Raw genomic sequence first — 25132 nt, forward strand, 5'->3', positions numbered from 1 at the left:
CTCGCAAGCTCGCTGGGACAACAAAGCTACGCGGCGATTTAGTTTGGTGGAACGTTAATTTTAACAAAATCGCCGCTCCACTTTGTTGCCCCTTATGGGGGCGTTATGCAACTAGAGTCCACCCACTTACGGAGAAAAATAAATGAAACGAGCAGTATTTACTACGTTGTTAACTCTTTTTATATCGATCGCATATGCAGAGACTGTTACAACAACTGATGGGAGGACAATAGTTTTAAATAAGGATGGCACTTATCAGATTCAAGGTGTAAAGACTAGTTCAAGTGATAGCATGGTCGAAGTATCTTCTCATCTTTTCGAGCATAATGTTGATAAGTATTCTCAAAAAACCATCCGTTTTATGCCTATCTTCACAAATAAGTCAGATAAAAATATTATTGCTCTTAAATTCACCACTAAATTTTTAGATCCATTTGGTAGGGTGGTATTAGAGATGAATGGCGACAGTGAAGAAAAAATCAATTCTAAGAAAAAATCTACGGCTAATTTATTCTATGTCTTTAAAGATAATCAGTTTATTGATGGGGAGAATTATGACAAGCTCCTGAGTACGGTGACAAATGGTACTGGTTCAATTAAAACTAGTGTTACAGCTATTGTGTTTGAGGGTGGTGAAGTCATTAAGCTTCAATAAGCTTAAAATATTGCATAACAAAGCTATCAAATTGACGGCTTTTCCGTCGCTTCTTTTGTGGCTTAACGCTACGCTACCACAAAACAATCGACTCCAAAGCCGCAATTTATAGCGGCGTTAGCCTTACAAGGAGTATGGTAGTGGAATCAACGTATATTTATATAATTATCGCTTGCTTAGTGATCTGGTTTATCGAGCATAAAGTAAACTTATCTACTTCGCACAAAGCGTTAATAGAAGATGGTGATAACGTTATAATTAATCCAACTATGTTGTCACGCTGCTATGGTTTTTCATCTAAAGTTGTAGCTAAATCTAATATTACAAAAATTCAACTCGCAAATAATTGTGTTAGTTTATTCACAGAAAGTAATAACGCCATAGATATTTGGTTACCTAAAAAATATTGCAGTAATGTTGCTGAACGTGCAGAGAAATATTTCAAAAATGCGAGTTTGGTAAAAGTGTAATGCTAACAAGGGCTTAAAACGGAAAAAATACAGTTGGCTATTTTCACTCCGTTCAATATTTTAGCTAACAATTTTTTGCCCTTAGCATTAAGGAGTTAATTTGGATAGTCTATTGAAAATAACATCGCTACTTAATTTTTTAATTTATACCGTTGTGGCGATCTTTATTCTGATATCTTAGGGTGAATTTTATGAAAACCATTATTGGTTTTTAATTGCTTTTTTGGGTGTTTCTATAGCAGCGTCAAACTTAAAGCCCGTTAATGATGTACTTGTTGGTATTCTATTCTCAGGGCTTACAGCTAATCTCTTAATAGTTGCCTCGGTATCAACAGGTATGAAAATCAATAGTGCTACATTTTTGATTTTTTTCGGGTACTTATGCGCAGGCTGCTTTTCTGTATGGTTCTTTATCGCACGGAATAAGTATCAGAGTTTTAATGCTAACAAGTGACTATGGTGCTCAATGTCCTCTCATAGCACACAGGCATACTTCGGCAAAGAGCGATGAACGATCATTCTGGTGAGTCGTTTTTAACTTAGTAAGAATAAAAAGAAACCCTCCCTTTTTTACATAGCGAAATAACCTACATTAAGCATAAAATTTATAGCTGGCAATAACTTACACTATTTTTTATTAATATAAGTTAATAAAATGAGGGCATTTTCACGCTTGAATTTGGAAAGTGTTAACTGATAAAGCGGTTATATGTACAAGGAGTTATGGTGAAGAAATTCTTCAAATATCTAGGTTTTGGAATTTTAAGTGTTGTTATATTTTTCATTGGTATTGGAGTTGCTGAACACCTTAGTAAACTTAACCACTAGTTGTTTATTTTACTGAGCATATTTTTAGGAGTAGCCTTTGAAGTACATAACTATATTTTTAGTTCTTTTACTGGTTGGTTGTAATAGTACTAATGAAGCGGCAAATTCAAGTACTGTATATACCAATGCACAAACAGATTTACCTGCTAAATGGGTTGTGAAGATTGAACCAAAATATCCTGAAGATGCGGCTAAAAATAGCGTAGAGGGCTACTTAAAATTCAAAGCAATAGTGAATGAAGTTGGTACGTTAAAAAGAGTTGAAGTAATTGAATCTGCTCCTAAAGGTGTATTTGAAAAGGAAGGTTTACGGGCTTTAAAGCTATGGCGATTTAAGCCTGCGTTATTAAATGGTAGGCTGGTTAAGGTTGAGTACGCTGGTACTCTTGAGTGGAAGTTATAATGTCTTTAGGGATGAGCATATCATGGAGATCTAAGCAACCTAAACAAAAACGATGTGATAGGTGTGAACTGTATTATTCTGAATTCTTAGATAAATGTACGCATTGTTCCGATTTAAACGAAGCACAATTACTTATGCTTAAGGCTAAACACCAAGAATCTCTTAAACATAATGCTAAGCTTGGTAAATACTTATTTATAGCTGCTGCAGTAATTGGTGTATTACTTTTTGTTAGTTTTTTATGGTAGCAGCGTTGGGTTTTTCCTTAAGTGGAGTAGGGTAAGTTAACAGAGAAAAAACCTTTAATACATTCAGCCTAAAAATTTATATCCATCCGATAACTTTTAAATTAATCACACAGAACTATCCGTCCACGTAATATTTTTTGTTATTTAATTAAACCTAAAACTCCTTGATTAACTAAATAAGTCTGCGCTTCATCAGTATGGGGCTTAAACTTTTTCCAGCGGCCTATGGCCTTGTTGTTAAGCGGTTGGCGTACTTGCATTTTACTGGCGGTTGATACCGGTGCAGTGTTTAAGTGAAAATCAAGGCACTGTGGTTGCCAGTCTAAGTCGCAATAGCTCACTAACTCTTTTATTTTTTGCTCTGGTGCTGCGACGAGCTCTTCATATTTTACTAGTTTAATATTGCTGTGAAGGGCGCTAAAGTGCTGTATTAGTTTATAAAAGCGGCTGTAAAATTTAGCAGTGTCGAGTAAGTCTAACGAGTAAGCATAATACGGGTTGTTAATAGTAAATAGCTGACGATAGTTACCAATACAGGTGTCCATGGGGTCGCGAAGTAGGCAGATTATTTTGGCGTTTGGCAGGGCTTTGGTAATTAAATCGATATAAAAAAAGTTAAACGGTAATTTATCAATAAAGTGTTTATGGTTACCGGTAACTACACGGGTCGCCTCAAGGTAAGTGCTGCCAAGTTTTGCAAAATCAAGCTGGTAAGCTTGGCTTAAGGTGTCTGTATCAAGTACTTGAGGCGTTGGTGTTTGGCTAAGTTTTTTTACACTTAGGCCAAAGTCTTGCAGCTCGCCCGCTGATTGTACGTCGCTGTGGCTTGATAAAATGCGCTCAACTAATGTGGTGCCAGAGCGCGGCATGCCTAATACAAAAATTGGCTCACAGCTTTGGTTGCCAGCTGTTTGTTGGTTTTTGTATTTATCACTGAGCTGTTTAATGTGTGCGAATAGTGCCTCAGACGCTTGGTTATCAAACGCCTTATTAGCGAGTTTTGCTGCTTTACCATGTTGTAACGCGGCAAAGGCTGCTGAAAAGTCGCCTAGGTCTTGATATTCTTTTGCGAGCGCATGACCTATATGCAGTTTAGCGTCAGGGTGATTGACCTGTTCAAATGCGTTTTTTAATCGCGCTATGTGGTTGTTTTGCCTAGTGACTTTAGTTAAATCAGCTAAAGCAAAATGACTTTGATGATGAAGCGGATTCAGTGCAATGGCATTTTCAAACGCGTGCTGCGCCTTTTCAAACTGGCCTAAAAATTTAGCACATACCCCATAGTTATAATAAAACTGTGGCTGACGAGTATTACTCCTCTCAGCTATACTTAATGCGCATATAAAGTAATCAGCTGCTTGTTGATGTAAACCCGCTTGGGTGAGCGCCACGCCTAATGTATCGGCATCAAGTGCTTTACTAATATGTTCAAGCTTAACGCTGAGGGCGGTGCTTTTCGCTTTTTGTAAATCGCCGGTAAGAGCGTAGCACTTGGCAAGTTGCGCTGTATATTCAATAGACTGAGTAAAGTTTAATGCTTTTTCAATTAGCTTTATCGCTTTATAAATTTGACCAACCTGTAAATTAACCATGGCGAGTAAAAAGTAGCCATCAGCAAAGTCAGGCTGCAGTGTCACTAGCTCAACCAGTGCTTTATGCGCTTGCTGAATGTTGCCTTGGTTTAAGTTGTTTATAGCGCTTTGGTGTAGTTGCTTTAAGTTTGGCTGCATGAATACTCTTATAAATAATGTACTTACAAATAAAAAGGCTCAAATTAATTTGAGCCTTTTTATTGTACTTAAACTTATCGTTTAATTATATTTCCAACGTATCGTTTAATTATATTTCAAACTTATAGTTAAATTTAATGCCTACAGTAAGCGGGCGATTAACATAGTAACCATAGTTACGTTGTATGTCTGCGCCATTCGCTGTTGTAATATCTGCATCTGAGCGACGAACAGAGGTAACCGCATATTTATTAAATAGGTTATCTACATATAAAGTAGTCGACCACGCATCGGCGGTTAATTTAGCTGAAATATTACTTAAGCTATAACCCGGGAGTGCTTCACCGTTGTCACGTAGGCCTACTTTTGAAATTACATCACTTTGTGCAGTTAAACCGTAGTTAATATCTAAGGTTTTATCATTTAACACGTCTGTTTGGTAGTTAATCCCCATAGAAAACTGATGCTCTGGCGAGCCTGGTAAACGGTCGCCATCTACCGCGCCATCACTTCCGTCAGCATTAAATAAATACGGTGCATCTGAAGTTAGCTCTGCTTTTGTATAGGCATAAGTTGCATAGGCAGTAAATGAGTCTGATAAAATTGCACGCGTGGCAATCTCAATCCCTTTCGCATTCGCGCTACCAGCATTTGATAAATACGGTAGTTGGCCTACTGTTGTTGCCCCTGCAATTTGTGCGTTATCCCAATCAACATTGAATAGCGCGGCGTTAAAGTGTAGTTGGCTTCTAAACCATGTACTTTTAAAGCCTAGCTCATAGTTAGTTGTGGTATCTGCTTCATACAGCATTTCATCAGGTGTACCACAGCCTGTTTGTTGATCCTCAGGTAAGGGCACAGGACAAGGCACTAGGCCATTTGAGCCGCCAATTCTAAAGCCTTCGCTAACAGTGGCGTATCCCATTACAGTATCAGTAAACTGATACTTAGCATTAAATTTAAATAGGTTACCGTTGTCGCCTGCTTTGTTTTCTTCAAAATTAATTGAGATTGCATCAGGTGCAGCACCTTCATACAAGGTATTTGCTAATGGGAAGTCAAAAGCCGCTTTTGACTCAACATCGTATTCGTAAAAACGCGCGCCAATGGTAATGTCGAGTTTATCGGTTACTTGGTAACCCACTTCACCAAAAAGCGCTGATTCAGTGACATTGCTGCCAGTAATTTCTAAATATTCTAAAGAGTCTGGTCTAAGTTGTGCGCCTTCGAAATTATCAACCGCGAACTGATCAAACCCTGGTGTGTACTCTCTGCTTGATGCATCGGTGTCAGTTTTGTTGTAAAAACCACCAACAATCCAGCTTAAATCGCCATCACTTTGTGATACTAAACGCAGTTCTTGGGTAAAGGTGTCTTTTTCGTCAATTTCACGAGTAAAGGCTGAAAACGAAGGAAACTCTTCGTAGCCATAGTCTAAGCGAATTAAAAGGTCAGTTTGGTCGCGTTGACCATCGGCGTCAAATTGAGAAATACCGGTGGCTGAGACCAGCTCAGCAAAACCTAAGTCGGCTTTTAGTTCAAGGCTCAGTAATTGATCTTCTTTTATCCGTGGCTCTTCATAACGGTACGCTGACTCGTATTTGCCAATGCGATCATTTAAGCCATTGTTAGCATTAAGGCTGTTGTGATGAACAATTGAGCGGCCTTCGGTGTCTTGCTTTTGATAGAAGTAGTTTAATGTGCCTTCAAATGACTCATTTGCTTTGTAACGCAATGAAATACGGCCAGTTGTGGTTGTTTCACCGTTGGCGTCTTTTACATTTTTAAGATTGCTGTTGACTGCATCAAGGTTTGTCCAATCAGGGTCGGTAATCGATACACCTGGTTCACGAACGGTGTAGGCGTAGTCAATAAACCCTGGGTCTTCATAAATATTTAAACTGGTACGTACCGCCAGTTTATCTTCAATCAATGGTAAATTGAAAATAAAACCAGTTTCGCCACCGACCGAATCACTTTCTTGAGTTTGAAAAACATCACCAAATACTTCACCTGAGGTGAAATCAAGCTCTGGTTCTTTAAGCATATAGCGAATAGCGCCGCCTAATGTACCAGCTCCATATAATGTGCCTTGTGGCCCAATAAGCACTTCCACGCGCTCTACATCAACAAGGCGCATATCGACCGATACTGGAATTTCATTAATATATGTGGCAACAGTGCCACCATCTGATGAAGGGCCTGATGAATTAGTATTCAAACCACGGACTATAATAGGTGAACCGGCACGGCCACCTTGATCTGTAATTGTTAAACCTGGCACCCAACGTGCTACATCGGCCAGCTCACTGATGTTTTGATCTTTCATTACATCAGCATCGAGCGCGGTAATGTTAAGAGGCGCAGCTTGAATTGAGCCACTTCGGCGCGTTGCTGTAACCTCAATAACTTCAAGCGATTTGTTCTTTTCAATAACTTGCTCTTGAGCCACTGCATTACTGCTAAATAATACACCACTCAGTGCGCTTGATACAGCCAAGGTTAATAGGCTTGGTTTAAACATAAAAAGTGATCCTAGTTCAATAAAATGTGTTTATAAATGAGCGCTAATAGTATCAGGGTGTTTTAGTGATGGAAATAAAAATATGAATTTTAATTCACTTTTTTAGAATAAAAATATAAAGGTGGGTTTGAGTGTTTCACGCTGTATATTAAATAAACAAAGGCGTTGCTTTAAAATCAACCAAAATAATAATTGTGCCTAATATAGATAAAAACTGGATAATGTATAGTTTAAAACGTCATTACTTATATTTTTATAAACACTATAAAAATGAATATTCCCCCCCATAATCTTTATAGTACATGTTTAATTATTGATAACACGAACAGCACAATTTAGTTGTGGCTGTGAGTCAGTTATATGAGGATTTATAATGTCAAAGCTGTTTTCACCATTGTCACTTGGTAAGTTAAGCCTAGAGAATAGAATTATTATTGCACCCATGTGCCAGTACTCGGCTAACAATGGCGCTGCAAGTGACTGGCATACCATTCATTTAGGTCAATTGAGTTTAAGTGGAGCGGGTTTACTTATTTTAGAAGCGACGGCCGTTAATCCCGAAGGGCGAATTAGTTACGCCGATTTAGGATTATGGGATGATACAACCCAAGCTGCATTAGCAAAAAGTTTAACGGCCGTAAGACAATACAGCCCAATGCCTATTGGTATTCAATTAGCCCATGCAGGTCGTAAAGCGTCAACCGATAAACCATGGGATGGCGGTGGGGCACTTATGCCCGATCACCTCAATGGTTGGCAAACGGTTGCGCCATCAGCCATTGCCTATGATGAAAACAGCCCCATTCCCAAAGCGATGAACCAAGATGATATAGATTCGCTCATAAGTGACTTTGTTAATGCGGCAAAGCGCGCTGACGAGTTGGGCCTTGATTTAATTGAAATACATGGCGCGCACGGTTATTTGCTACACCAGTTCTTATCGCCGCTGACAAACAAACGTGATGATCAATACGGTGGTAGCCTAGAAAATAGAATGCGATTATTACTCGACGTATTTAAAGCTGTAAGAGCGGCATTTCCAAGCAATAAAGCGTTGGGTGTGCGTATTTCAGCAACCGATTGGGTTGATGGTGGTTGGGATTTACCGCAATCAATTGAACTGGCAAAAGCGCTTGACGCGTTAGGGTGTGACTTTATTCATGTAAGCACTGCGGGTTTAAGCCCTGAGCAAGATATACCTGTTGCTAAGAATTTTCAGGTGCCGTTTGCAACCGCCATTAAACAGGTTGTGAATATGCCAGTGATCGCGGTGGGTTTAATTACCGAGGCGCAGCAAGCTGAAAGTATTCTCAGTGATGAACGTGCTGATGGTGTCGCTTTAGCGCGGGGGATTTTATATAACCCACATTGGCCTTGGCATGCTGCGGCCGAGTTGGGCGCGCAAGTACAAGCACCAAAGCAATATTTGCGTTCAAGCCCACATGGTCAGCCATCCCCTATAAAATAGTGAATGACTTAACTGCAAAACCCAAGCAAATAGCGTGGGTTTTGTGTCTCAGTAGCTTAATATTTAATTAAATATTAAGCAGGAGTTGGCTGCTTTTTACTGTTTGACGTTGAGCTACCAACCGAGGCAATAATAACTAATAAAATAGCGAGCCACTGCCAAATGCTAAGTAGTTCACCTAAAATAACTAAGCCAGCGAGTGCTGCAATAGCGGGTTCAAGGCTCATCATAATGCTAAACCCTTGCGGCGACATATTACGCAGCGTGATCATTTCTAAAGTATAAGGTAAGGCACTTGAGAGTACCGCAATGGCAATACCTAACGGAATAATATCCCAAGTAAATGCAGCACTTTGTGATATACCACCATAAGGTACAAGCACAATAGCTGAAATGGTCATACCCATCGCTACTGTTGCTCCACCAGAGCTTTGGCTGCCGGTTTTTTTACCAAATAAAATATAACCTGCCCAACACGCACCCGCTGCAAGCGCTAAAATCACGCCAATTGGGTCTAAACTTTCTTGGCCTTTCATATCGGGTAACAGTAATAATATTCCGGTTATTGCGCAGGCAACCCAAAATAAATCACGCTTTCGTCTTGATGAAAATAACGCAACGGCAAGGGGCCCGGTAAATTCAAGCGCAACACCAATACCCAGTGGAATACGTTCAATGGCGTAATAAAATAGAATGTTCATGCCGCCTAGGCTCAAACCATAAATTAAGATGGGTAAACGCTGGCTTGCAACCGGAAAGTGTCTCCAAGGTTTAAAAATTAAACAAAGAATAGCGGCAGAAAAACCTAAACGTAAGGCCGTTGTGCCCTCAGGGCCAACAATAGGGAAAAGCTGCTTAGCCAGTGAAGCCCCAGACTGAATAGTGATCATTGCAAGCAATATGCATAAAATAGCCAGTAATAGCTCTTTGGTTGATTTTTGCATGGTCGTCCTTAAAAATTGCCACTTAATTGCGGCGCATATTACCTGCTTTTACCTACGCAGGTAAATGTAAATTAACGTTTTACATGGGGTCCCCAGTGATGAGAGGCTATCACTGGGCTGAATAAAAAATAAGCGTTACTCTTTTTAAGATTGAGGTGGCAGGTAATGAGGGCTGACTCATTGAGTAAAAATTTATAGTTCAGCTTTACTATCTGCAGGGTATATAACGCCCAATTGCGCGCGGGCGGTATCGAGTACCGTCATCACATCGCGTGAAAGCTGGTGGTTGTTAATATGTGACTCTAATGTGTTTTGCTCAATCATCTCAATAAAGTGCGCAACTTCATACTTCATAAAATGCTCATCAAAATCTGCACTTATTGTTTCTTTTTGGCCATTATTAGCGATGAATTCCACTTTTTTAAGCTGCGATACAGCTTCAATACGAATACGACCTAACTCACCTTGTATTTCGGTGATGTTCTCGCCTTGCGATATTTTTGAATAACTAATTACCGCTTGTTTATCTGCATAATTTAAAAGTACATCGCCGGCACCATCAACACCGGTTTCTAGCAATACGCCACTGGCGTGTACACTGTTTGGTGCGCCCCACAGTGCTATAAGTATATAAAGCGGGTAAATACCAAGGTCTACTAATGCGCCGTTAGCAAATTCAGGTAAAAAGGTATTAGGGCGCTCACCGTTTTTGAACTTATCGTAACGTGACGAGTATTGGCTAAATTGGCCAATAAATTTACGCGGTGTACCAATTCTTTTTAATGCGTTTTTTAAAACAGCAAAGTTAGGTAAATGCGTTGTCATCATCGCTTCCATGTACAAACGTTGATGTTTTTGAGCAGCTGTTAAAATAGCCGTAAGCTCATGACTATTTGCTGCTGAAGGTTTTTCGCCAAGTACGTGTTTGCCCGCTTTTAAACACTGTATTGCATACGCACTGTGCAGGCTATTGGGCGCAGCTATATAAACTGCGTCTACTTGTTCATCTTGGCACACAGCATCAATAGAGGTAAAAATTTTAGCGTCGGTATTTGTTGGATGATTAGCTAAAAAGCGCTCGCCGCTGCTTATTTGGCGAGAGCAAATACCGTATAAATTAAAATTACTCAGAGTACTTGCCGCATCGAGTAGGGTGTCGCTAATAAAATTGGTACCTACAATCACAAAATTCATGTTTAGCCTTTTTATGTATTTTACGCAGCTTTGCAGTTTAACAATGTTTTGCTCTAAATGCGCGGGCAGAGCAGTTAAACCAGCGTTTTACACTGGCACTTAATGTGGCTTGTTCTTGATAACCTAACAACTCGGAAATATGTGAAATAGAAAATTGGTTTTGCATTAAATAGTGTTCACATAATGCGCGGCGAGTGGCATCTTTTAGTTTTACAAAACTGGTGTTATGTTTTTTAAGTTCACGGTGCAAGGTCCGTGGGTGCATATTAAGTGCCGTTGCTATCGTTTGGTTTGAGCATTGAAAAAGGGGTAGCATGGGTCGAATAAGTGCACTTACTTGCGAAGGTAACGACTGAGTATGCGCATTATTAGCGGCTAAAAAGTTTAATGCGGCTTGTACTTTGTGTTGATCAGAAACATTAAGCGGCAATAATAAATCGTCTTTGGCGATTAAAATACCGGCGCTGTTTCTGTGTTCAATAACGTGACAGCCAAAGTGCTGATGGTAAGCGCGTAGATTTGCATCAAGCTTTTGCGGTAAAAATACCTTAATGGGTTTGCATTGATTTTGGCTCACTTTTTTTAAGGTGGCGAGCGCCAGTGCAATTGTTAATTCAATAACTTGATTTATAACAGGTAATGGCTTGAGTTTTATTTCGAATGATAAAAATATATTTTGGTCATCTTCAAGTGTATGCGTGGTTAAATTAAGTGCGGGTGTATGTAAGTGTAGGTATTTAATTACCCACGTTAGCGCTTCACCTAAATCAGTTCCACTTTTAGCAGCGATAGCGATATGCCCTAAAATATCAAAGCTTTGTTTGCTAGCGAGTTTAAGGCCAAAACTTGGGCAGTTTAAGCTATGAGCGCAGTATTCTAAAAGCTCAGCATAATGGCGATAAGTTAAGCTTTGTGTTTCAAGGGAGTTTAACGCTACCTCAATGGCGCAATGGCGCATAATGCTTGTTGTATCACCACCTAGTTCGGTAATTAATATATCAATTCCCTGCAAAGAAGTGGCTTTAATCAGGCTGCTCATAACAATTGCATTAGTGGAGAGGTGTCTAAAAATATCAAGTTTTCAGTAGATAATCCATGCAAAGTAGTTTTTTTAATGGGAGATTTTTTATGCATACCACCTCATTTGATTACATTGTGATTGGCGCAGGCAGTGCCGGCTGTGTTGTTGCCTCGCGATTATCTGAAAATAAAAATGTAAGTGTGTGTTTAATTGAAGCCGGCGGCCGTGACCAAAGTGCTATGGTGCAAATGCCTGTGGGAGTTGCAGCTAGTGTTCCTTATGGCATTAATAGCTGGCATTACAATACGGTGCCACAAAAAGAGCTTAATAACCGCTGTGGGTTTATGCCCAGAGGTAAAGTGCTTGGTGGTTCAAGTTCAATCAATGCCATGGTGTACATAAGAGGGAATAAAAAAGACTACGACAACTGGGCCGCTATGGGAAATACCGGCTGGGATTATACCAGTTTGCTGCCTTATTTTATCAAAGCTGAAAACAACAAAACCTTTACCAACAGCCCATATCATGGTGTAAACGGTCCCTTACATGTGCAAGAGCTGAGTTTACCAAGCCCAGTTAATCAGCTGTTTTTAAAAGCATGCCAAGAGCAAGGCGTGGCCCTTAATGACGATATTAATGCGCAGCAACAGCTAGGTGCGCGTTTATCGCAGGTCACTCAACATAAAGGGGAGCGTTGCAGTGCGGCAAAAGCGTACTTAACACCTAATTTAGCTCGTAAAAACTTAACCGTGCTCACTGACGCGCAGGTGCATAAAATTAATTTTTGCGGGAAATCTGCAACTGGTGTAACAGCTGCAGTTAATAATAAAAGCTTGGTGCTAAATGCCTATAAAGAAGTTATTTTAAGTGCCGGTGCTATTAACTCCCCACACCTTTTAATGTTATCGGGAGTGGGGCCTGCAGATCATTTAAAGCAGCATAACATTGAGCTTGTAACGCCATTAGAAGGTGTAGGCAGTAATTTGCACGATCACTTAACCGTTGTGCCATTATACAAAGCAAAATATTCGCAAGGCACATTTGGAATAAGTGCCAGTGGTGCGTTTAATATTGCAAAAGGATGCGTTGATTGGTTTGCCAAACGCGAAGGAAAGCTAACCAGTAACTTTGCCGAATCGCATGCGTTTATAAACTTATTTACAGATTCTATTGTGCCCGATGTGCAACTTGAATTTGTTATTGGGCTGGTGGACGATCACAGCCGTAAACTGCATTATGGCCATGGATACAGTATTCATAGCAGCATAATGCACCCTAAAAGCCGCGGCACTATTCGTTTAGCGGATGCCAACCCTTTAAGTGCGCCACTCATTGATCCTAATTATTTAAGCCACCCCGATGATTTACAGGTTATGCTACTTGGGCTTAAAAAAACATTGAGCATAATGCAAAGCAAAGCGTTTGATATTATTCGTGCAGATATGGTATATCCGCTTGATATTAATGATGATACGCAGCTTATTGAGTTTATTAGGCAAACAGCCGATACAGAATACCACCCCGTAGGAACCTGCAAAATGGGCCAAGACGATATGGCTGTGGTTGATAGCGAATTACGTGTTCACGGTGTGCAAAATTTACGGGTGGTAGACGCCTCTATTATGCCCAGTATTATTACCGGAAATACCAATGCTGGGGTAATAGCCATTGCAGAAAAAGCCGCTGATTTAATTAAGCTCGCCGCAATCTGTGATTAATTTGACTTATAAAACGCGGTTAACCATTGCTGCCAGTCTTGTTCTAGTTTGAGCATTTGCTGGTGTTTTTTAGCGGAAAAATGTTTGTTTTTATCCTCATCCGCTAAAAACGGCCCCACACGACAAAGCGGGCAATAATCATCCGTTAGATAATTCGGGGTTGTTAACATATCACTTAATTCGGGTGGTGTATTTTCACTAAATACATAGGTAATACCGCTGGTGTCTTTGACGTGTTTGTCACGGTTGACATTGCGAATTTTATAGCCATCAAAGCGACTGATATCGAATGGCATTTGTCCTTGGTATGCCGCGTTTAAATGGGTATTTAAACTCCCCTCAATATTCCACTCACGATACGGTTTAACATCTTTTGAGGTTATATAACATAACCCAGGGCCTTGAGGGTTCAAGGCAAACTCATTGGCATATTTTATAAATTGATGCAGTAACGCACGGTTAAGCACGTTCATGCTGTTATTACGTGTATTTTTCTCAAATGCGTCGCGACCAATAAACGCAGGAATAAGTGGAAATTGAAAAATCACCACATCAAAGCTGTTTAGGTGCTCGGCTAGTTGTTGCCAACATTGTGTGTTGGTGACATCAAATTCATTAAGCACATTAACTTTATGTGCTTTAAGTGAAGCAAGCGCGTTATCGGGGTATTTTTCTGTAAGAGTTGCAGCTGCATCATAGGTTGAGGCAACTAACTTTTGCGGTTTAATGTGGTTGTAAAGCGCGTTTGAAAACGATAAGTCGCCATCACCTACCGTGAGTATGTTCCAATTTGGGTTTAAGTACATATTAAATTATATGTTTTTATTAGTAACAGGCGATGTGTCAGGATGCGGTGTACTAATCAGCTGTTGATGTAACCTATACATAGCTAAACGCGTTTTTAACCCTTCAATGGCAACTTGTTTAAGAATTAAATTAAAGGTAATCAAAATAGCAAACACAATATGAATAGGGCCATGAGTAAAACCGGCTTGAGGGTCGTAAATGGCTAAGCCAAATAAAACAAACAACACCACCATAAATATTTCAATGAGCTGATTTGAATAAAAAGAAAGACGCCCCTCACTTTTATGATCTTTTTTTATGCTAATAGCGCAAAAAAACGGGATCACTTTAATTTTAAAAGCCGCGTTTTTTTCTACAAAATTCTCACCAAGGTCAGTAAGCTGTTGGCGTAGTTGGTCTATCATGGTGTGTCCTCTCAATACAGTGCGCGGATGTTACCCTATTACAGACTAATGGTTAAGCCATGGCGTGTTATTTAGGGTAAATACTCATACCAATAATTAAGATATGACACACAAATACCACTGATGTGAGCACAAAACGCATTTTTTGATAATCTTTATGATAACCCTGCCACTGTATTGTGGCCTTTTCAAAAATCAGTACTAACCAAAAACTCGCGCCTAACCACGCAAGCATCCACTCAATCGGTAAGAATGATAAAAACGGAATAGGAATGACCGGTAGCACTGCTTTAATCGCATCGGCAAAGCTTTGTTGGCCTGCATGCCATAAATTACCCGCCATAAACGCTAAAATAGCAATGCTGTAAAAACTAAAAAACTCTAAATTTACACTGTTACTGCCAACCATGAGTGGCCAGCCCACACAGCCTAAAAATGGCAATAAGCCCAAATAGCCAAGTTGAATGTGATTGACGAATTTTTCCATAAACGAAATGCCTTTAAAGGTTGTGTAATGTAAACCACGTTATTGTAGCAAGGATGTGCAGTGTAATCTTATTAAAATCTATATAGCGCAACTGACTATGAGTGGTAGTTGAGTTGTAACTGCTTTAACGCTTAAAAGTAAGCAGTAGATCACTCCTTGGGTTTTTAATCTTAAAAATCGATTGTTTTAATCTAAACAATCAATTTTATTTAATTTCTCAATGGCCTTATTGTATTAATCAAGCCAACGCACAAGGCGTTAACTTTTTAAATACACTAAACATAAATGAGGAATACTATGAGCACTTCATTGATTAACACAAAATTACAACCTTTCAATGCAACAGCTTACCACAATGGTGACTTTGTAGAACTCACTGAAAAAGACGTATTAGGTAAGTGGTCTATCTTTTTCTTTTACCCTGCAGATTTCACATTTGTATGCCCAACTGAATTAGGTGACCTTGCAGATCATTACGCACAGTTACAAGAAATGGGCGTTGAAGTTTATTCAGTATCAACTGATACACACTTTACGCACAAAGCATGGCATGACACGTCAGACACCATCGGTAAAATTACTTACCCAATGATTGGTGACCCAACAGGGCGCATTACACGCAGCTTTGGCGTTATGATTGAAGAAGAAGGCCTTGCACTTCGCGGTACATTTGTAATGAACCCAGAGGGCGAAATCAAAGTTGTTGAAACACATGACTTAGGCATTGGTCGCAGTGCTAAAGAGTTAGTTCGTAAAGTACAAGCAGCGCAATACATTGCAACACATGATGGCGAAGTTTGTCCTGCATCTTGGCAGCCAGGTGAAGACACATTAGCACCTTCACTAGACCTAGTTGGTAAGATTTAAACCTTACCACTAACTAAATTTAGAGTAGAACATGACTCTAATACCAGTGAGCCTGTATAGGTTCACTGGGCACTCTCCCACGCCATCACACGTTTCTAAAATTTCGCACATGCACTGATGGCATGGGAACCTTGCTGTTTTAATTTTCCTTAAGGGGCTAAGCCATGTTAGACAACAACATAAAGAACCAACTAAAAAGCCATTTTGAATCGCTGACTCAGCCTGTTGAGCTGCTTATCGCCTTGGACGACAGCAAAAAATCAACAGAAGTAGAAAGTTTAGCGAATGATTTAGCGTCACTAAGTGATAAGTTCAGTGTAATAAATAATCCCGATACTAACGCCCGCAGGCCTTCTATGGTGGTGTATTCACCAGAAAAAAACACTCATATTACCTTTGCAGGTGTTCCTATGGGACACGAATTTACTAGTTTAGTGTTAGCGCTATTACATACGGGTGGTCACCCTAGTAAAGCAAGTAAAGATGACATTGAACAAATACAAACACTTGAGCAAACACTTAATTTTGAAGTGTACATTAGCTTGAGTTGCCAAACCTGCCCGCAAGTTGTGCAGGCACTCAATACTATGGCAGCAACAAATAGCAATATTAAAGCCACCATGATTGATGGGGCATTATTTCAAGATGAAGTAGAGCAAAGAAACATACTGGCTGTACCCGCTGTATATTTAAATGGTGAACCCTTTAGCCAAGGGGCTATGAGCCTCACTGATATTTTAAATAAAGTGGATAGCAAAGGTGCACAGCGCCAAGCAGCATCACTCAATGAAAAGTCGGTGTTTGATGTACTTGTCGTCGGTGGTGGGCCAGCTGGTGCTTCGGCAGCTATTTATTCAGCACGTAAAGGGCTCAATACTGGGGTTGTAGCAGAGCGATTTGGCGGTCAAGTTGCTGATACATTAGCGATTGAAAATTTTATTTCAATTAAAGCAACGCAAGGGCCAAAAATGGTGGCTCAGTTGGAAGAACACGTTAAAGAATACGATGTTGATGTTATGCACAACCAACGCGCGGCAAACCTGCAAAAAGGCAGTAATGGGTATGATATTACGCTAGAAAATGGCGCTGTGTTAAAGGCAAAATCACTCGTACTAGCAACCGGTGCACGCTGGCGCGAAATGAATGTACCCGGTGAGCAACAGTATAAAGGCCATGGCGTTGCATACTGCCCGCACTGTGATGGGCCTTTATTTAAAGGTAAATCGGTTGCAGTTATTGGAGGTGGTAATTCAGGTATTGAGGCGGCAATTGATTTAGCCAATATAGTTGAACACGTTACTGTACTTGAATTTGCAGATACGTTACGCGCCGATGAGGTACTCATTCGTAAAGCTAATAGCTTAAAAAACATCACTATTATTAAAAATGCCCAAACCACGGAAGTACTTGGTGATGGCAAAAAAGTAACGGGGTTAAGTTATACCGACCGCCTTAGCGGCGAGAGTAGGCAGTTGAACTTAGCCGGTATATTTGTACAAATTGGTTTAATACCTAATACCGAATGGTTGAAAGACAGCGACCTTGAGCTGAGCCAATTTGGTGAAATACTCATTGATGCCAAAGGCGCAACATCGTTACAAGGCGTTTATGCTGCAGGTGATGCAACCACTACACCATTTAAGCAAATTATTATTGCGATGGGGGCGGGCGCAACAGCAAGTCTGGGTGCGTTTGACTATTTAATTCGTCAAACGCCCGATGCAGAGCAAAGCGCTGCTTAATAGTGTTTTAGCTTAAAGTCTCTTGATATAACAGCTCTCACCCATAGCTGTTTGTTCACCCAAGCCGCCCTCTCCAAAGGCGGCTTTTTTGAGCGCTATTTAAGTCGGGTAATACCCACTAAAATACACACTGCCCCGCCAATAAAGCCTAGCCATGCTTCTATAGGGGTTTCGCCATTTAATGCGCGGGTAACTTGTGAAGATGCAGAATCGTAAACATCATAACCCCACATACCAAGCGCTACGCCAATAACAATAAGTACAATACCAATGATTTTATTTGTCATAATGATCCTTTGTTTTTTATGCAAGTTAATCTGAGCGACATTTGTTGTTATGGTGTGGCTACGCCCAGTCTTTTTAGTGTATTTGTAATTGCTTCTTCTATCGCTGGAAGCTTAAACGGTTTGGCTATAAACATGTCCATGCCCGCTTGCTGGCAGTTTAGTTTATCTTGTGAGGAAGCATTAGCAGTTAACGCCACAATATAGGTTTGTTGCGGGTCACAAATACCTTGTGCTTTTAGTTGCCTAGTGGCCTCGAAACCATCCATGATAGGCATGATGCAGTCCATAAAAATAAGGTCAAAATGCTTTTGCTTGCATTTTAACAAGGCATCTTGGCCGTCTATAGCAAAGTCTGATTTTATATTAAACTTATCCAGTGCCGCTTCTAATACCAGGCGATTTATTTCGTTATCATCAACTACCAGAACAGATAACTTATTACTGTGATTATTAATAGATTTAAGGCTAGGTGTTTGTTTTTGTTGTTTACCAAGTTCAATCGGGATAGTTAAGGTAAAACATGTGCCCACGTTAATCTCACTGGTTACCTTAATTTTGCCATTCATAAAACCAACGAGCTCTTTAACAATGGCTAAGCCTAACCCAGTGCCATCTTTATTGTTGTTAGCATCAACCTCTTGGGTAAAAGGCTTAAATAATGAGTTTAAATACGCTTTACTCATGCCGCGACCTGTGTCGGTTATTTTAATGGTAAGTAAAGGGGACTTTGTATCTAATGTTAACTGCGATTCAAGAGAAACAGATCCATGCTCTGTAAATTTTAGCGCGTTACTCAGTAAATTAGATACAATTTGACTTAATCGAGAGGTGTCGCAGTATACCCAAACATCATTAGGAATGTTGTTTGTGGTTAGTAGTTCAATGTTTTTATTACTAAACAATACCGAATATAAAGAAACCAAATCGGTAAATACCGTTTTAAGTAGAGAGTGGTGTGGCTCCAGTTTTAACTCACCATGATTTATTTTTGAAAAATCGAGTACTTCATTAATAATGCTTAATAAAATGTCAGCACTTCGAAGGGCTACTTTTATTTTTTCTGCTCGCTTGTCATAATCGTGTTCATCAATGAGAGTCGCTAACATTCCCGTAATACCATTAAGCGGGGTTCTAAGCTCATGACTAATTTTGGCAAACAGCATACTTCGGTCTTGGAGAAGTTGTTCTGCAAGTGCTTTTTTTTGTTTTAACTCTTCGCGTAACTTAACGGCTTCAGTTATATCTTGAAAAGTACCAAATAATCGCACACATTTGCCGTTGTTAAACTCGGCCTCACCAAAAGTCGACACCCAAATGTTTTGCTGCTTTGCGGTAACTATTTCCAGCTCTAAATGCCATTTTTCACCCTTAGATACCGCATTTTCTACCGCTTTTTTAATGCTATCTCGACTTTTACCCGCTTTATAAAATTCAATGGCTGTTTCCATGTTTGGAGTATAGCCTTCTTCGGCTTGATGAATACGTCGAGTTTGCTGGCTCCAAAAAATGCTATTGTCTATTAGGTCGACTTCCCATGTGCCTATATTTGCAACGCTTTCAAGTTTCAATAAGGTGTCACTATTTTTAGTGAGATTAACTTTATCCTGATTGCGCGCAAATTCTGAGCCCAACCACTGAGCCAATAATTCAATATAATCATAAGCTTCATCGCTAAAAGGGGCGCATTCTTGAGCTGATGAAAAGTTAACAGTTCCAAATACATCTGTACCTATTCGTATAGGCGCTCCAATATACGCCTCCAATTGGAAATTAATATAGCAAGGATGATTTGCAATACTACTTTGCGACGCATTATGAAATGCCAGTGCAGAGTTGGCTAACAAAGTATGTGTACAATAGGTGCCGCTTAACTCAAACTCAGTACCAATAGCAAGAGAATTGTCAGGGGTAATAGCATGTAAAACAGTGTAAGAATTATTTTTTACGCGGCTGATAATAGCCAAATCGAGCTGAAAAACATCGAGCCCAAAAGCAAGTAAGTCTGCAATTTTTTGATCAAAGCTAAGCTGTTGATCAGAGACTATATTATGAAAGCATCGAAGAAAATTCACAAAAAACCTTATTTTATTTAGTACGTACACAAGAACAAATGCAAACACTATGCCTAAACATAATCTATTTTTTGACAATAAGCCATTATCACATAACTCCTTATTACATTAACTCGCGGGTTTAAAAATTAATAGCTTGAATTAGATGTAAATGCAATTTTGACTTCGAGCAATCTGTTTGTAATGGTTTTAACGCTCATAACCATTGCTACCAAATCTAGGGTTATCCAAGTAACTTATAGCTTCACTTATGCCCATTTGATAGCCTGAATTGAGTATAGCTCGATTTTTGGTGGTGCGGCCGACTTTAAACCCTGTTGGTGGTGCAATAATATTTATTTTGCAATCTGACGGAGCATGGTGCAAAAAATCAATACTGTCATTATAATTTTTAGAACGCTGTATGGCGGCCTCTGCAAGCGCTGGGTTCTGTTTATAGAGTTGTTTAGTTAACCACGGTACTTTGTTGTCTTTTTTACGATAGCCTAAAGGTTAGGAAAGGATAACTGTTATTTCTGATACACCCATTTCATAGGCTTTTTTTACCGGAATAGAATCGGCAACGCCACCATCGGTCATGGCGATCCCGTTTATTGTTGGGTAATCCCGATAAGCGATTGGGATGGCGCAAGAGGCTTTTAATTGCTCAACCATTTCATTGCCCGTTGCTTGCAAATAGTGAGCTTTACCTGAATCTATTCCCGTTGCAACAATATAAAAATCGTAAAGAGATTGCGAGAATTCGTCGGTATTCAAGGGGATTTCACGAACTGTTTCTTGCCATAGCCAATCTAAATCAAATAGATGACCGCCTTTGATAAAACGTGCGAGATTGATAAATTCTGGCCTGCAGGAGTAATCGGTAATAATAAATTGATCATTGTTGGGTTTATAACCCACATGTGTGTGACATTTACAGCGCAAGGTGCATTTTTAAGAGGTAACCACGAAACGGTAGTCGCTGACGCGTGCGCTTCAAGACCATTACAAACTTCAGTAAGTGATGTGTTGGCATCTGATCTACATAAAAGTGCTTTAGCAACCATTAATGACTTATATGGCGTGGTTATCCTAAGTGCTGATGACTTGAGCTAACAAATAAAAAATTTTAAGGGCAGTAATAGTGATATTACAGCCCTTAAAATCTAATGTGATTCTAGTTGGCTAAATGGCTTCAACCCACATAGTGCCTACTTCTTTTTTTACGACCTTAACATGTGTACCTGCAGAAAGTGGCTGTTTACTTTTTAACTTCCAACTAATTCCAGAGTAAAGATGCATTGTGAGACCGTTTTCATCAACATCGTCAGCTAAGACAAAATCAAGCTCAGCAAAGTCGCTTTGTACACCTTTTTTGTCCACATTGTTTTGCATACGCTTTAATGGTTTCCATAAAAATAGCGCAAACCCAGCTGTAATAAGTGTGTTACTCCACAATGCGGTAGTTAAAGAGTCATCTAACAAGTTAAAGTTCATCATTAAACCACTAGTAAACAAAGACATACCTAAAAATAATAATATAAAGGTAGACATACCTAACACAGCCACTTCGATAATGAGCGCAAGCACACCTAAAATCATCAGTGCTTCAGGTAAGTTGTTAGTAATAAGCGTCATTATTTATCCTCAACAGATTAAAGTTTTTGCTTTTGATTTAGTGAGTTAATAATTGACATGCCTTGTGCAACTAATGAGCTTGCATCAGTGGCGCTATCGGGTAATAAAACAACAGACGACTCTTTCGCAATAGCTTCTTTAGCGGCAATGGCTTTGGTTGCTAAATCGAGTTGAATCGCTTTTTGGCCTTGCTCAGTATCTGCAGCTTCACCTACTTTACGCAGCGCATCAGCTTGCGCTTCTGCAACAGCAATAATAGCTTTAGCTTCACCCTCTGCGCGCAAGATTTGTTCAGCTTTTTCACCTTCAGCACCTAAAACTTGAGCCTGTTTTTTACCCTCGGCAACATTGATGTTTGCTTGACGATCACCCTCTGATTCTAAAATTTGCGCACGTTTAACACGTTCGGCTTTCATTTGCGCTTCCATCGCTTCCATCACGGATTGTGGTGGTACAATGTCTTTTATTTCGTAACGTAAAACCTGGATACCCCAGGGCTCAGCTGCTTGGTTGATAGAGGTTACGATATTAGTATTGAGGACATCACGTTCTTCAAAGGTTTTATCAAGCTCCATTTTACCCAGTTCAGAACGCATGGTGGTTTGTGCTAGCTGCGTTACTGCAAATACGTAATCGTCAACCCCATAAGTGGCTTTGTATGGGTCAAGCACACGAAAGTACAGTACACCATCAACAGATAACGAAATATTGTCTTTGGTAATAGCTGACTGTGAGGGGACATCTTGGGCTTGCTCTTTTAAGCTACGGTCGGCAGCAATCCGATCAATAAAGGGAACAATAAAATTTAAGCCCGCTTCTTTGGTTGATTGGTATTTACCAAAACGCTCAATCAGCCATGCACGGTTTTGTGGTACAAATTTAACGCTACTCTTTAGCAGCACTAAAACAAAAATCAGTAAAAACGCTTCAACAGTAAAAACAATATTTATAATTTCTGCGATGGGATCCATAGGGTTTTTCCTTGTTAATTACGTTCAGTTCAAAAACTGCACGATGCTTATAATTTCAACAAGCTACAGATTATCATTAGTTTTTAATTTGTACTATAAAAACAGCAGGTAGGTTTTATAGATAGATTATTCAAAAATACATATTTGATTTCTGCCAGCTTTCTTTGCTTTATATAAAGCGATGTCAGCGCTTTTTATTAAGCTTTCTGTGTGTGTATCTGCATTTGGATAACTACAAAAGCAACCAAAGCTAAGTGTTATGTAAGGGGCAATAGGAGAGAACTCATGCGTAATATTAAGTGCTTTTATTTTTTGCTCAATTAACAAAGCAAATTTATGGCATTGCTCTATATTCGTAGCAGGTAAAATGATTGCGAATTCTTCACCGCCATAGCGAGCTGCTATGTCACCCTCACGCTTACATAAACTTTTTAAAGCACGAGCAACGTGTTTTAACGTTTCATCGCCTTTGTGGTGGCCATAATTGTCGTTATAGCGCTTAAAAAAGTCGATATCACACATAATTAAACTAATTGGTTGGTGTTGTTTTGCAGAGCGTTTAATTTCGCTCTTTAGGGAAGTATCAAAAAAACGACGATTAGCAATATTAGTTAGCGCATCGGTATTCGCTAATTTATTGAGCTTTATATTGGCGTTAATTAATTGCTGTTGGGTTAACTGTAGCTTTTTTTTATAGTTAATATTTTTAAGTGCATTATTAATGATTTCGCCTACGAGCTTTATTCTAATTAAATCTATTTTGCTCCAATGACGTTTTGTTTTAACACAATCACAACCAATAAACCCTACTAGCTCTTCATCAAAACGTAGGCCTATGCACAAAACAGATTGAATATTTTGCTCTTTAAATTCAGCTTTTTCAGCGTCGGCTTTTGTTGGTAGTTGTTCAATATCATTGACTTGAAATAGATGGCTCTCATTCATTATTTCAAAAAAGTAGGGTAGCTCAACTTTGGGTACATTTTGTAGTCTGTCTTTGCAAGCGATAATGCCCGTATTGACCCATTCGTGAGTATTGGTGATAGTTTCGTTGTCGGTGTTGAATTCAAATAAATAACTGCGGTCTGCTTTCAAAACAGTGCCAATGGCTTTAAGGGCAAAGTTAATTTGCTGGTCTATATTGTCATTTTGTATATCAATGAGTTTGGTAGAAATTTTAGAGATAATTTGATCAAAGTTATATTGTTCTGTAAGTGTACGATCTTGCTCTAAAGTGATCATAGACACAGAGTCATTAACTATTGAGTGGTTAACATTTAGAAGCTGCGGCGAAAATTCACACTCTAATAAAACAGCTGTGATATTTGATGAAAATAATTGCTCAATGGTTATCACCGTATCATCATTAAAGTCGCGAAGCGTAATATTGTTAAAAACATCGCTGCTAAGCGCGTCGTCACTATTTATGTTAAGTAACGTTTTGGCATGTTGGTTTAAGATGTAATTATGTGTTTTATTGTCATAAACAATCACCGCTAAATTAATTAGATTAAAAATCTGCCAAATTGTATTGTTTGAGTCATGGCTCACTGGTTTCTCCGCATTAAAATATGAAAACTACCCATATTTATGAATTAATTATTATTTTTGTATCCGCTTAGTTACTTTTAGTACAGTTTTTTGTATTTTACTAAGTTTTTAGTGCGTTTATTTGGCCTACGTATTACAATTGTGACTGTATATCATTACGTATTTCCCAATTTGCTTTATTTCATAAGCTTACTTTATTTTTAGTGAAGGTCTATTATATTTCATGACAGAAATAACCACACATCACGCTTCTCGTCGCCGTTTGTTAATTGCACTTGCAATTACCTGCTCATTTATGGTGATTCAATTAGTGGGTGCGTATTACGCAAACTCACTTGCAGTACTTGCTGATGCAGGGCATTTGTTTGTTCATAATAGCTCTTTGTTCATTGCTCTCATTGCGTCTAGCTTTGCTATTCATTTAGCTAAAACCTATAACGATGGCCATCAAAAAGCAGAGCTAATAGGGGGGTTGATCAACGGCGTTTTATACCTAGCCATTAGTTCACTTATTTTATATGAGGGCACTGAGCGCTTTATGCATCATAAAGGGGGACATGAGCTGGTTATTAATAGTTACTTAATGTCGGTAATTGCTGCTATTGGTTTTTTATTTCATGGCGCAGCGGCATGGGTGCTTTATAAAGGCCGTAAGGCGAGCATTAATGTGTATGCCGTGTTTTTACACTCGTTTTTTGATTTAATATCAACGGTTTCTACTTTTGCTGCTGGTGTACTTATATACTTAACAGGCTGGAATGTAATTGATATTTTATCGAGCATGTTAATTGCGTCTTTTGTCTTGTTTACCGGTATTAAGGTCATTGTTAGCTGTATCAAAGGGCTGCGTTCAAATAAAGCTAAGTTACCTAAAGTGGCCGATATTGAAACAGAAATAGCCACCATGGAACATGTTGAAAATGTGCACAATGTGACTGTTGTTCGTAAAAATAAAAAGGTGATAGTGGGGGCTCATGTGGTGTTAAAGCAACATTGCACTATAGAAAAGCATGATGAAGAGTGCCGCTTAAAGGTAATTAAACTGCTTGCAGATAAATTTAATGTGCGCAACAGCGTATTACAAATAGAAAGCTACGAATGCAAGCACATACACTAATGCGTTA

At 39.3% G+C, this 25132-nt stretch carries 22 protein-coding genes and 1 pseudogene; 9 read left to right on the forward strand and 14 right to left on the reverse strand.

Annotated elements, in window-relative coordinates; translation table 11 throughout:
* Positions 1–142: 142 nt before the first annotated feature.
* The 3 genes from BG00_RS15565 to BG00_RS15575 all read left to right on the forward strand — a co-directional run bounded on the left by BG00_RS15565 (position 143) and on the right by BG00_RS15575 (position 2356).
* Complete coding sequence (locus BG00_RS15565; protein WP_036983813.1) at positions 143–655, forward strand: hypothetical protein; 513 nt, start codon at positions 143–145, stop codon at positions 653–655.
* A 140-nt stretch (positions 656–795) separates the two neighbouring features.
* The gene (locus tag BG00_RS15570) at positions 796–1125 is read left to right on the forward strand and encodes a hypothetical protein (RefSeq protein ID WP_138560769.1); all 330 of its coding nucleotides are present in this window, start codon (positions 796–798) and stop codon (positions 1123–1125) included.
* A gap of 865 nt (positions 1126–1990) precedes the next feature.
* On the forward strand, positions 1991–2356 hold the full coding sequence (locus BG00_RS15575) for an energy transducer TonB (protein WP_036983818.1): 366 nt from the start codon (positions 1991–1993) through the stop codon (positions 2354–2356).
* A 388-nt stretch (positions 2357–2744) separates the two neighbouring features.
* Here BG00_RS15575 and BG00_RS15585 read toward each other — a convergent pair whose 3' ends face one another.
* Complete coding sequence (locus BG00_RS15585) at positions 2745–4334, reverse strand: tetratricopeptide repeat-containing sulfotransferase family protein (RefSeq protein ID WP_036983822.1); 1590 nt, start codon at positions 4332–4334, stop codon at positions 2745–2747.
* A 109-nt stretch (positions 4335–4443) separates the two neighbouring features.
* Entirely contained in the window at positions 4444–6858 is a 2415-nt protein-coding gene (locus BG00_RS15590; RefSeq protein ID WP_036983823.1) for a TonB-dependent receptor, read from the reverse strand.
* Positions 6859–7231: 373 nt separating this feature from the next.
* Between BG00_RS15590 and BG00_RS15595 the strand changes: the two genes are divergently transcribed.
* Entirely contained in the window at positions 7232–8326 is a 1095-nt protein-coding gene (locus BG00_RS15595; RefSeq protein WP_036983824.1) for an NADH:flavin oxidoreductase/NADH oxidase, read from the forward strand.
* Positions 8327–8400: 74 nt separating this feature from the next.
* Here the strand turns inward: BG00_RS15595 and BG00_RS15600 are convergent, their stop codons facing one another.
* The 3 genes from BG00_RS15600 to BG00_RS15610 all read right to left on the reverse strand — a co-directional run bounded on the left by BG00_RS15600 (position 8401) and on the right by BG00_RS15610 (position 11503).
* On the reverse strand, positions 8401–9270 hold the full coding sequence (locus BG00_RS15600; protein WP_036983825.1) for an EamA family transporter: 870 nt from the start codon (positions 9268–9270) through the stop codon (positions 8401–8403).
* 192 nt (positions 9271–9462) lie between these two features.
* A complete protein-coding gene (locus BG00_RS15605) occupies positions 9463–10464 on the reverse strand; it encodes a Gfo/Idh/MocA family protein (protein WP_036983826.1) in 1002 nt (333 codons plus the stop codon).
* 37 nt (positions 10465–10501) lie between these two features.
* A complete protein-coding gene (locus tag BG00_RS15610; RefSeq protein ID WP_036983827.1) occupies positions 10502–11503 on the reverse strand; it encodes an AraC family transcriptional regulator ligand-binding domain-containing protein in 1002 nt (333 codons plus the stop codon).
* Positions 11504–11592: 89 nt separating this feature from the next.
* Between BG00_RS15610 and BG00_RS15615 the strand changes: the two genes are divergently transcribed.
* Positions 11593–13203 carry a GMC family oxidoreductase gene (locus BG00_RS15615; RefSeq protein WP_036984065.1) on the forward strand — a complete coding sequence of 537 codons (1611 nt, stop codon included), beginning with the start codon at positions 11593–11595 and terminating at the stop codon, positions 13201–13203.
* On the opposite strand, the gene BG00_RS15620 is transcribed toward BG00_RS15615, so the two are convergent.
* From BG00_RS15620 to BG00_RS15630, 3 genes are all read right to left on the reverse strand, one after another.
* On the reverse strand, positions 13200–14009 hold the full coding sequence (locus tag BG00_RS15620) for a class I SAM-dependent methyltransferase (RefSeq protein WP_036983828.1): 810 nt from the start codon (positions 14007–14009) through the stop codon (positions 13200–13202). The two genes, BG00_RS15615 and BG00_RS15620, sit on opposite strands and share 4 nt — an antisense overlap.
* Positions 14010–14015: 6 nt before the next feature.
* Positions 14016–14414: a hypothetical protein gene (locus tag BG00_RS15625; protein WP_013463074.1), complete on the reverse strand. Its 399-nt coding sequence runs from the start codon at positions 14412–14414 to the stop codon at positions 14016–14018.
* A 67-nt stretch (positions 14415–14481) separates the two neighbouring features.
* Positions 14482–14901, reverse strand: coding sequence for a DUF3429 domain-containing protein (locus tag BG00_RS15630; protein WP_016899606.1), 420 nt, complete (start codon positions 14899–14901; stop codon positions 14482–14484).
* Positions 14902–15198: 297 nt separating this feature from the next.
* Here BG00_RS15630 and ahpC point away from each other — a divergent pair, with 297 nt between their 5' ends.
* A complete protein-coding gene (gene ahpC, locus BG00_RS15635; RefSeq protein WP_036983829.1) occupies positions 15199–15768 on the forward strand; it encodes an alkyl hydroperoxide reductase subunit C in 570 nt (189 codons plus the stop codon).
* A 164-nt stretch (positions 15769–15932) separates the two neighbouring features.
* Positions 15933–17510, forward strand: coding sequence for an alkyl hydroperoxide reductase subunit F (gene ahpF, locus BG00_RS15640; protein ID WP_036983830.1), 1578 nt, complete (start codon positions 15933–15935; stop codon positions 17508–17510).
* Between the two features lie 95 nt (positions 17511–17605).
* Here ahpF and BG00_RS15645 read toward each other — a convergent pair whose 3' ends face one another.
* The 3 genes and pseudogenes from BG00_RS15645 to BG00_RS15655 all read right to left on the reverse strand — a co-directional run.
* The gene (locus tag BG00_RS15645) at positions 17606–17797 is read right to left on the reverse strand and encodes a DUF3185 family protein (RefSeq protein ID WP_036983831.1); all 192 of its coding nucleotides are present in this window, start codon (positions 17795–17797) and stop codon (positions 17606–17608) included.
* Positions 17798–17844: 47 nt separating this feature from the next.
* On the reverse strand, positions 17845–19869 hold the full coding sequence (locus BG00_RS15650; protein ID WP_036983832.1) for a hybrid sensor histidine kinase/response regulator: 2025 nt from the start codon (positions 19867–19869) through the stop codon (positions 17845–17847).
* A 189-nt stretch (positions 19870–20058) separates the two neighbouring features.
* A pseudogene (locus BG00_RS15655) lies at positions 20059–20739 on the reverse strand (patatin-like phospholipase family protein); the annotation flags it as partial.
* Positions 20740–20769: 30 nt separating this feature from the next.
* On the opposite strand from BG00_RS15655, the gene BG00_RS15660 reads away from it, so the two are divergent.
* Complete coding sequence (locus tag BG00_RS15660; protein ID WP_253861420.1) at positions 20770–20964, forward strand: cysteine hydrolase family protein; 195 nt, start codon at positions 20770–20772, stop codon at positions 20962–20964.
* 69 nt (positions 20965–21033) lie between these two features.
* On the opposite strand, the gene BG00_RS15665 is transcribed toward BG00_RS15660, so the two are convergent.
* From BG00_RS15665 to BG00_RS15675, 3 genes are all read right to left on the reverse strand, one after another.
* Positions 21034–21486 (reverse strand): NfeD family protein, encoded by a 453-nt coding sequence (locus BG00_RS15665; RefSeq protein WP_036983833.1) that lies wholly within the window; start codon positions 21484–21486, stop codon positions 21034–21036.
* Between the two features lie 17 nt (positions 21487–21503).
* Complete coding sequence (locus BG00_RS15670; RefSeq protein WP_036983835.1) at positions 21504–22457, reverse strand: SPFH domain-containing protein; 954 nt, start codon at positions 22455–22457, stop codon at positions 21504–21506.
* A 126-nt stretch (positions 22458–22583) separates the two neighbouring features.
* Positions 22584–24008, reverse strand: coding sequence for a diguanylate cyclase domain-containing protein (locus BG00_RS15675; RefSeq protein WP_036983837.1), 1425 nt, complete (start codon positions 24006–24008; stop codon positions 22584–22586).
* 223 nt (positions 24009–24231) lie between these two features.
* On the opposite strand from BG00_RS15675, the gene BG00_RS15680 reads away from it, so the two are divergent.
* Positions 24232–25125, forward strand: coding sequence for a cation diffusion facilitator family transporter (locus BG00_RS15680; protein ID WP_036983838.1), 894 nt, complete (start codon positions 24232–24234; stop codon positions 25123–25125).
* Positions 25126–25132: the final 7 nt, after the last annotated feature.

It is taken from the genome of Pseudoalteromonas sp. SCSIO_11900 (assembly GCF_000576475.1).
GTDB classification, from domain to species: Bacteria; Pseudomonadota; Gammaproteobacteria; order Enterobacterales; family Alteromonadaceae; genus Pseudoalteromonas; species Pseudoalteromonas tetraodonis.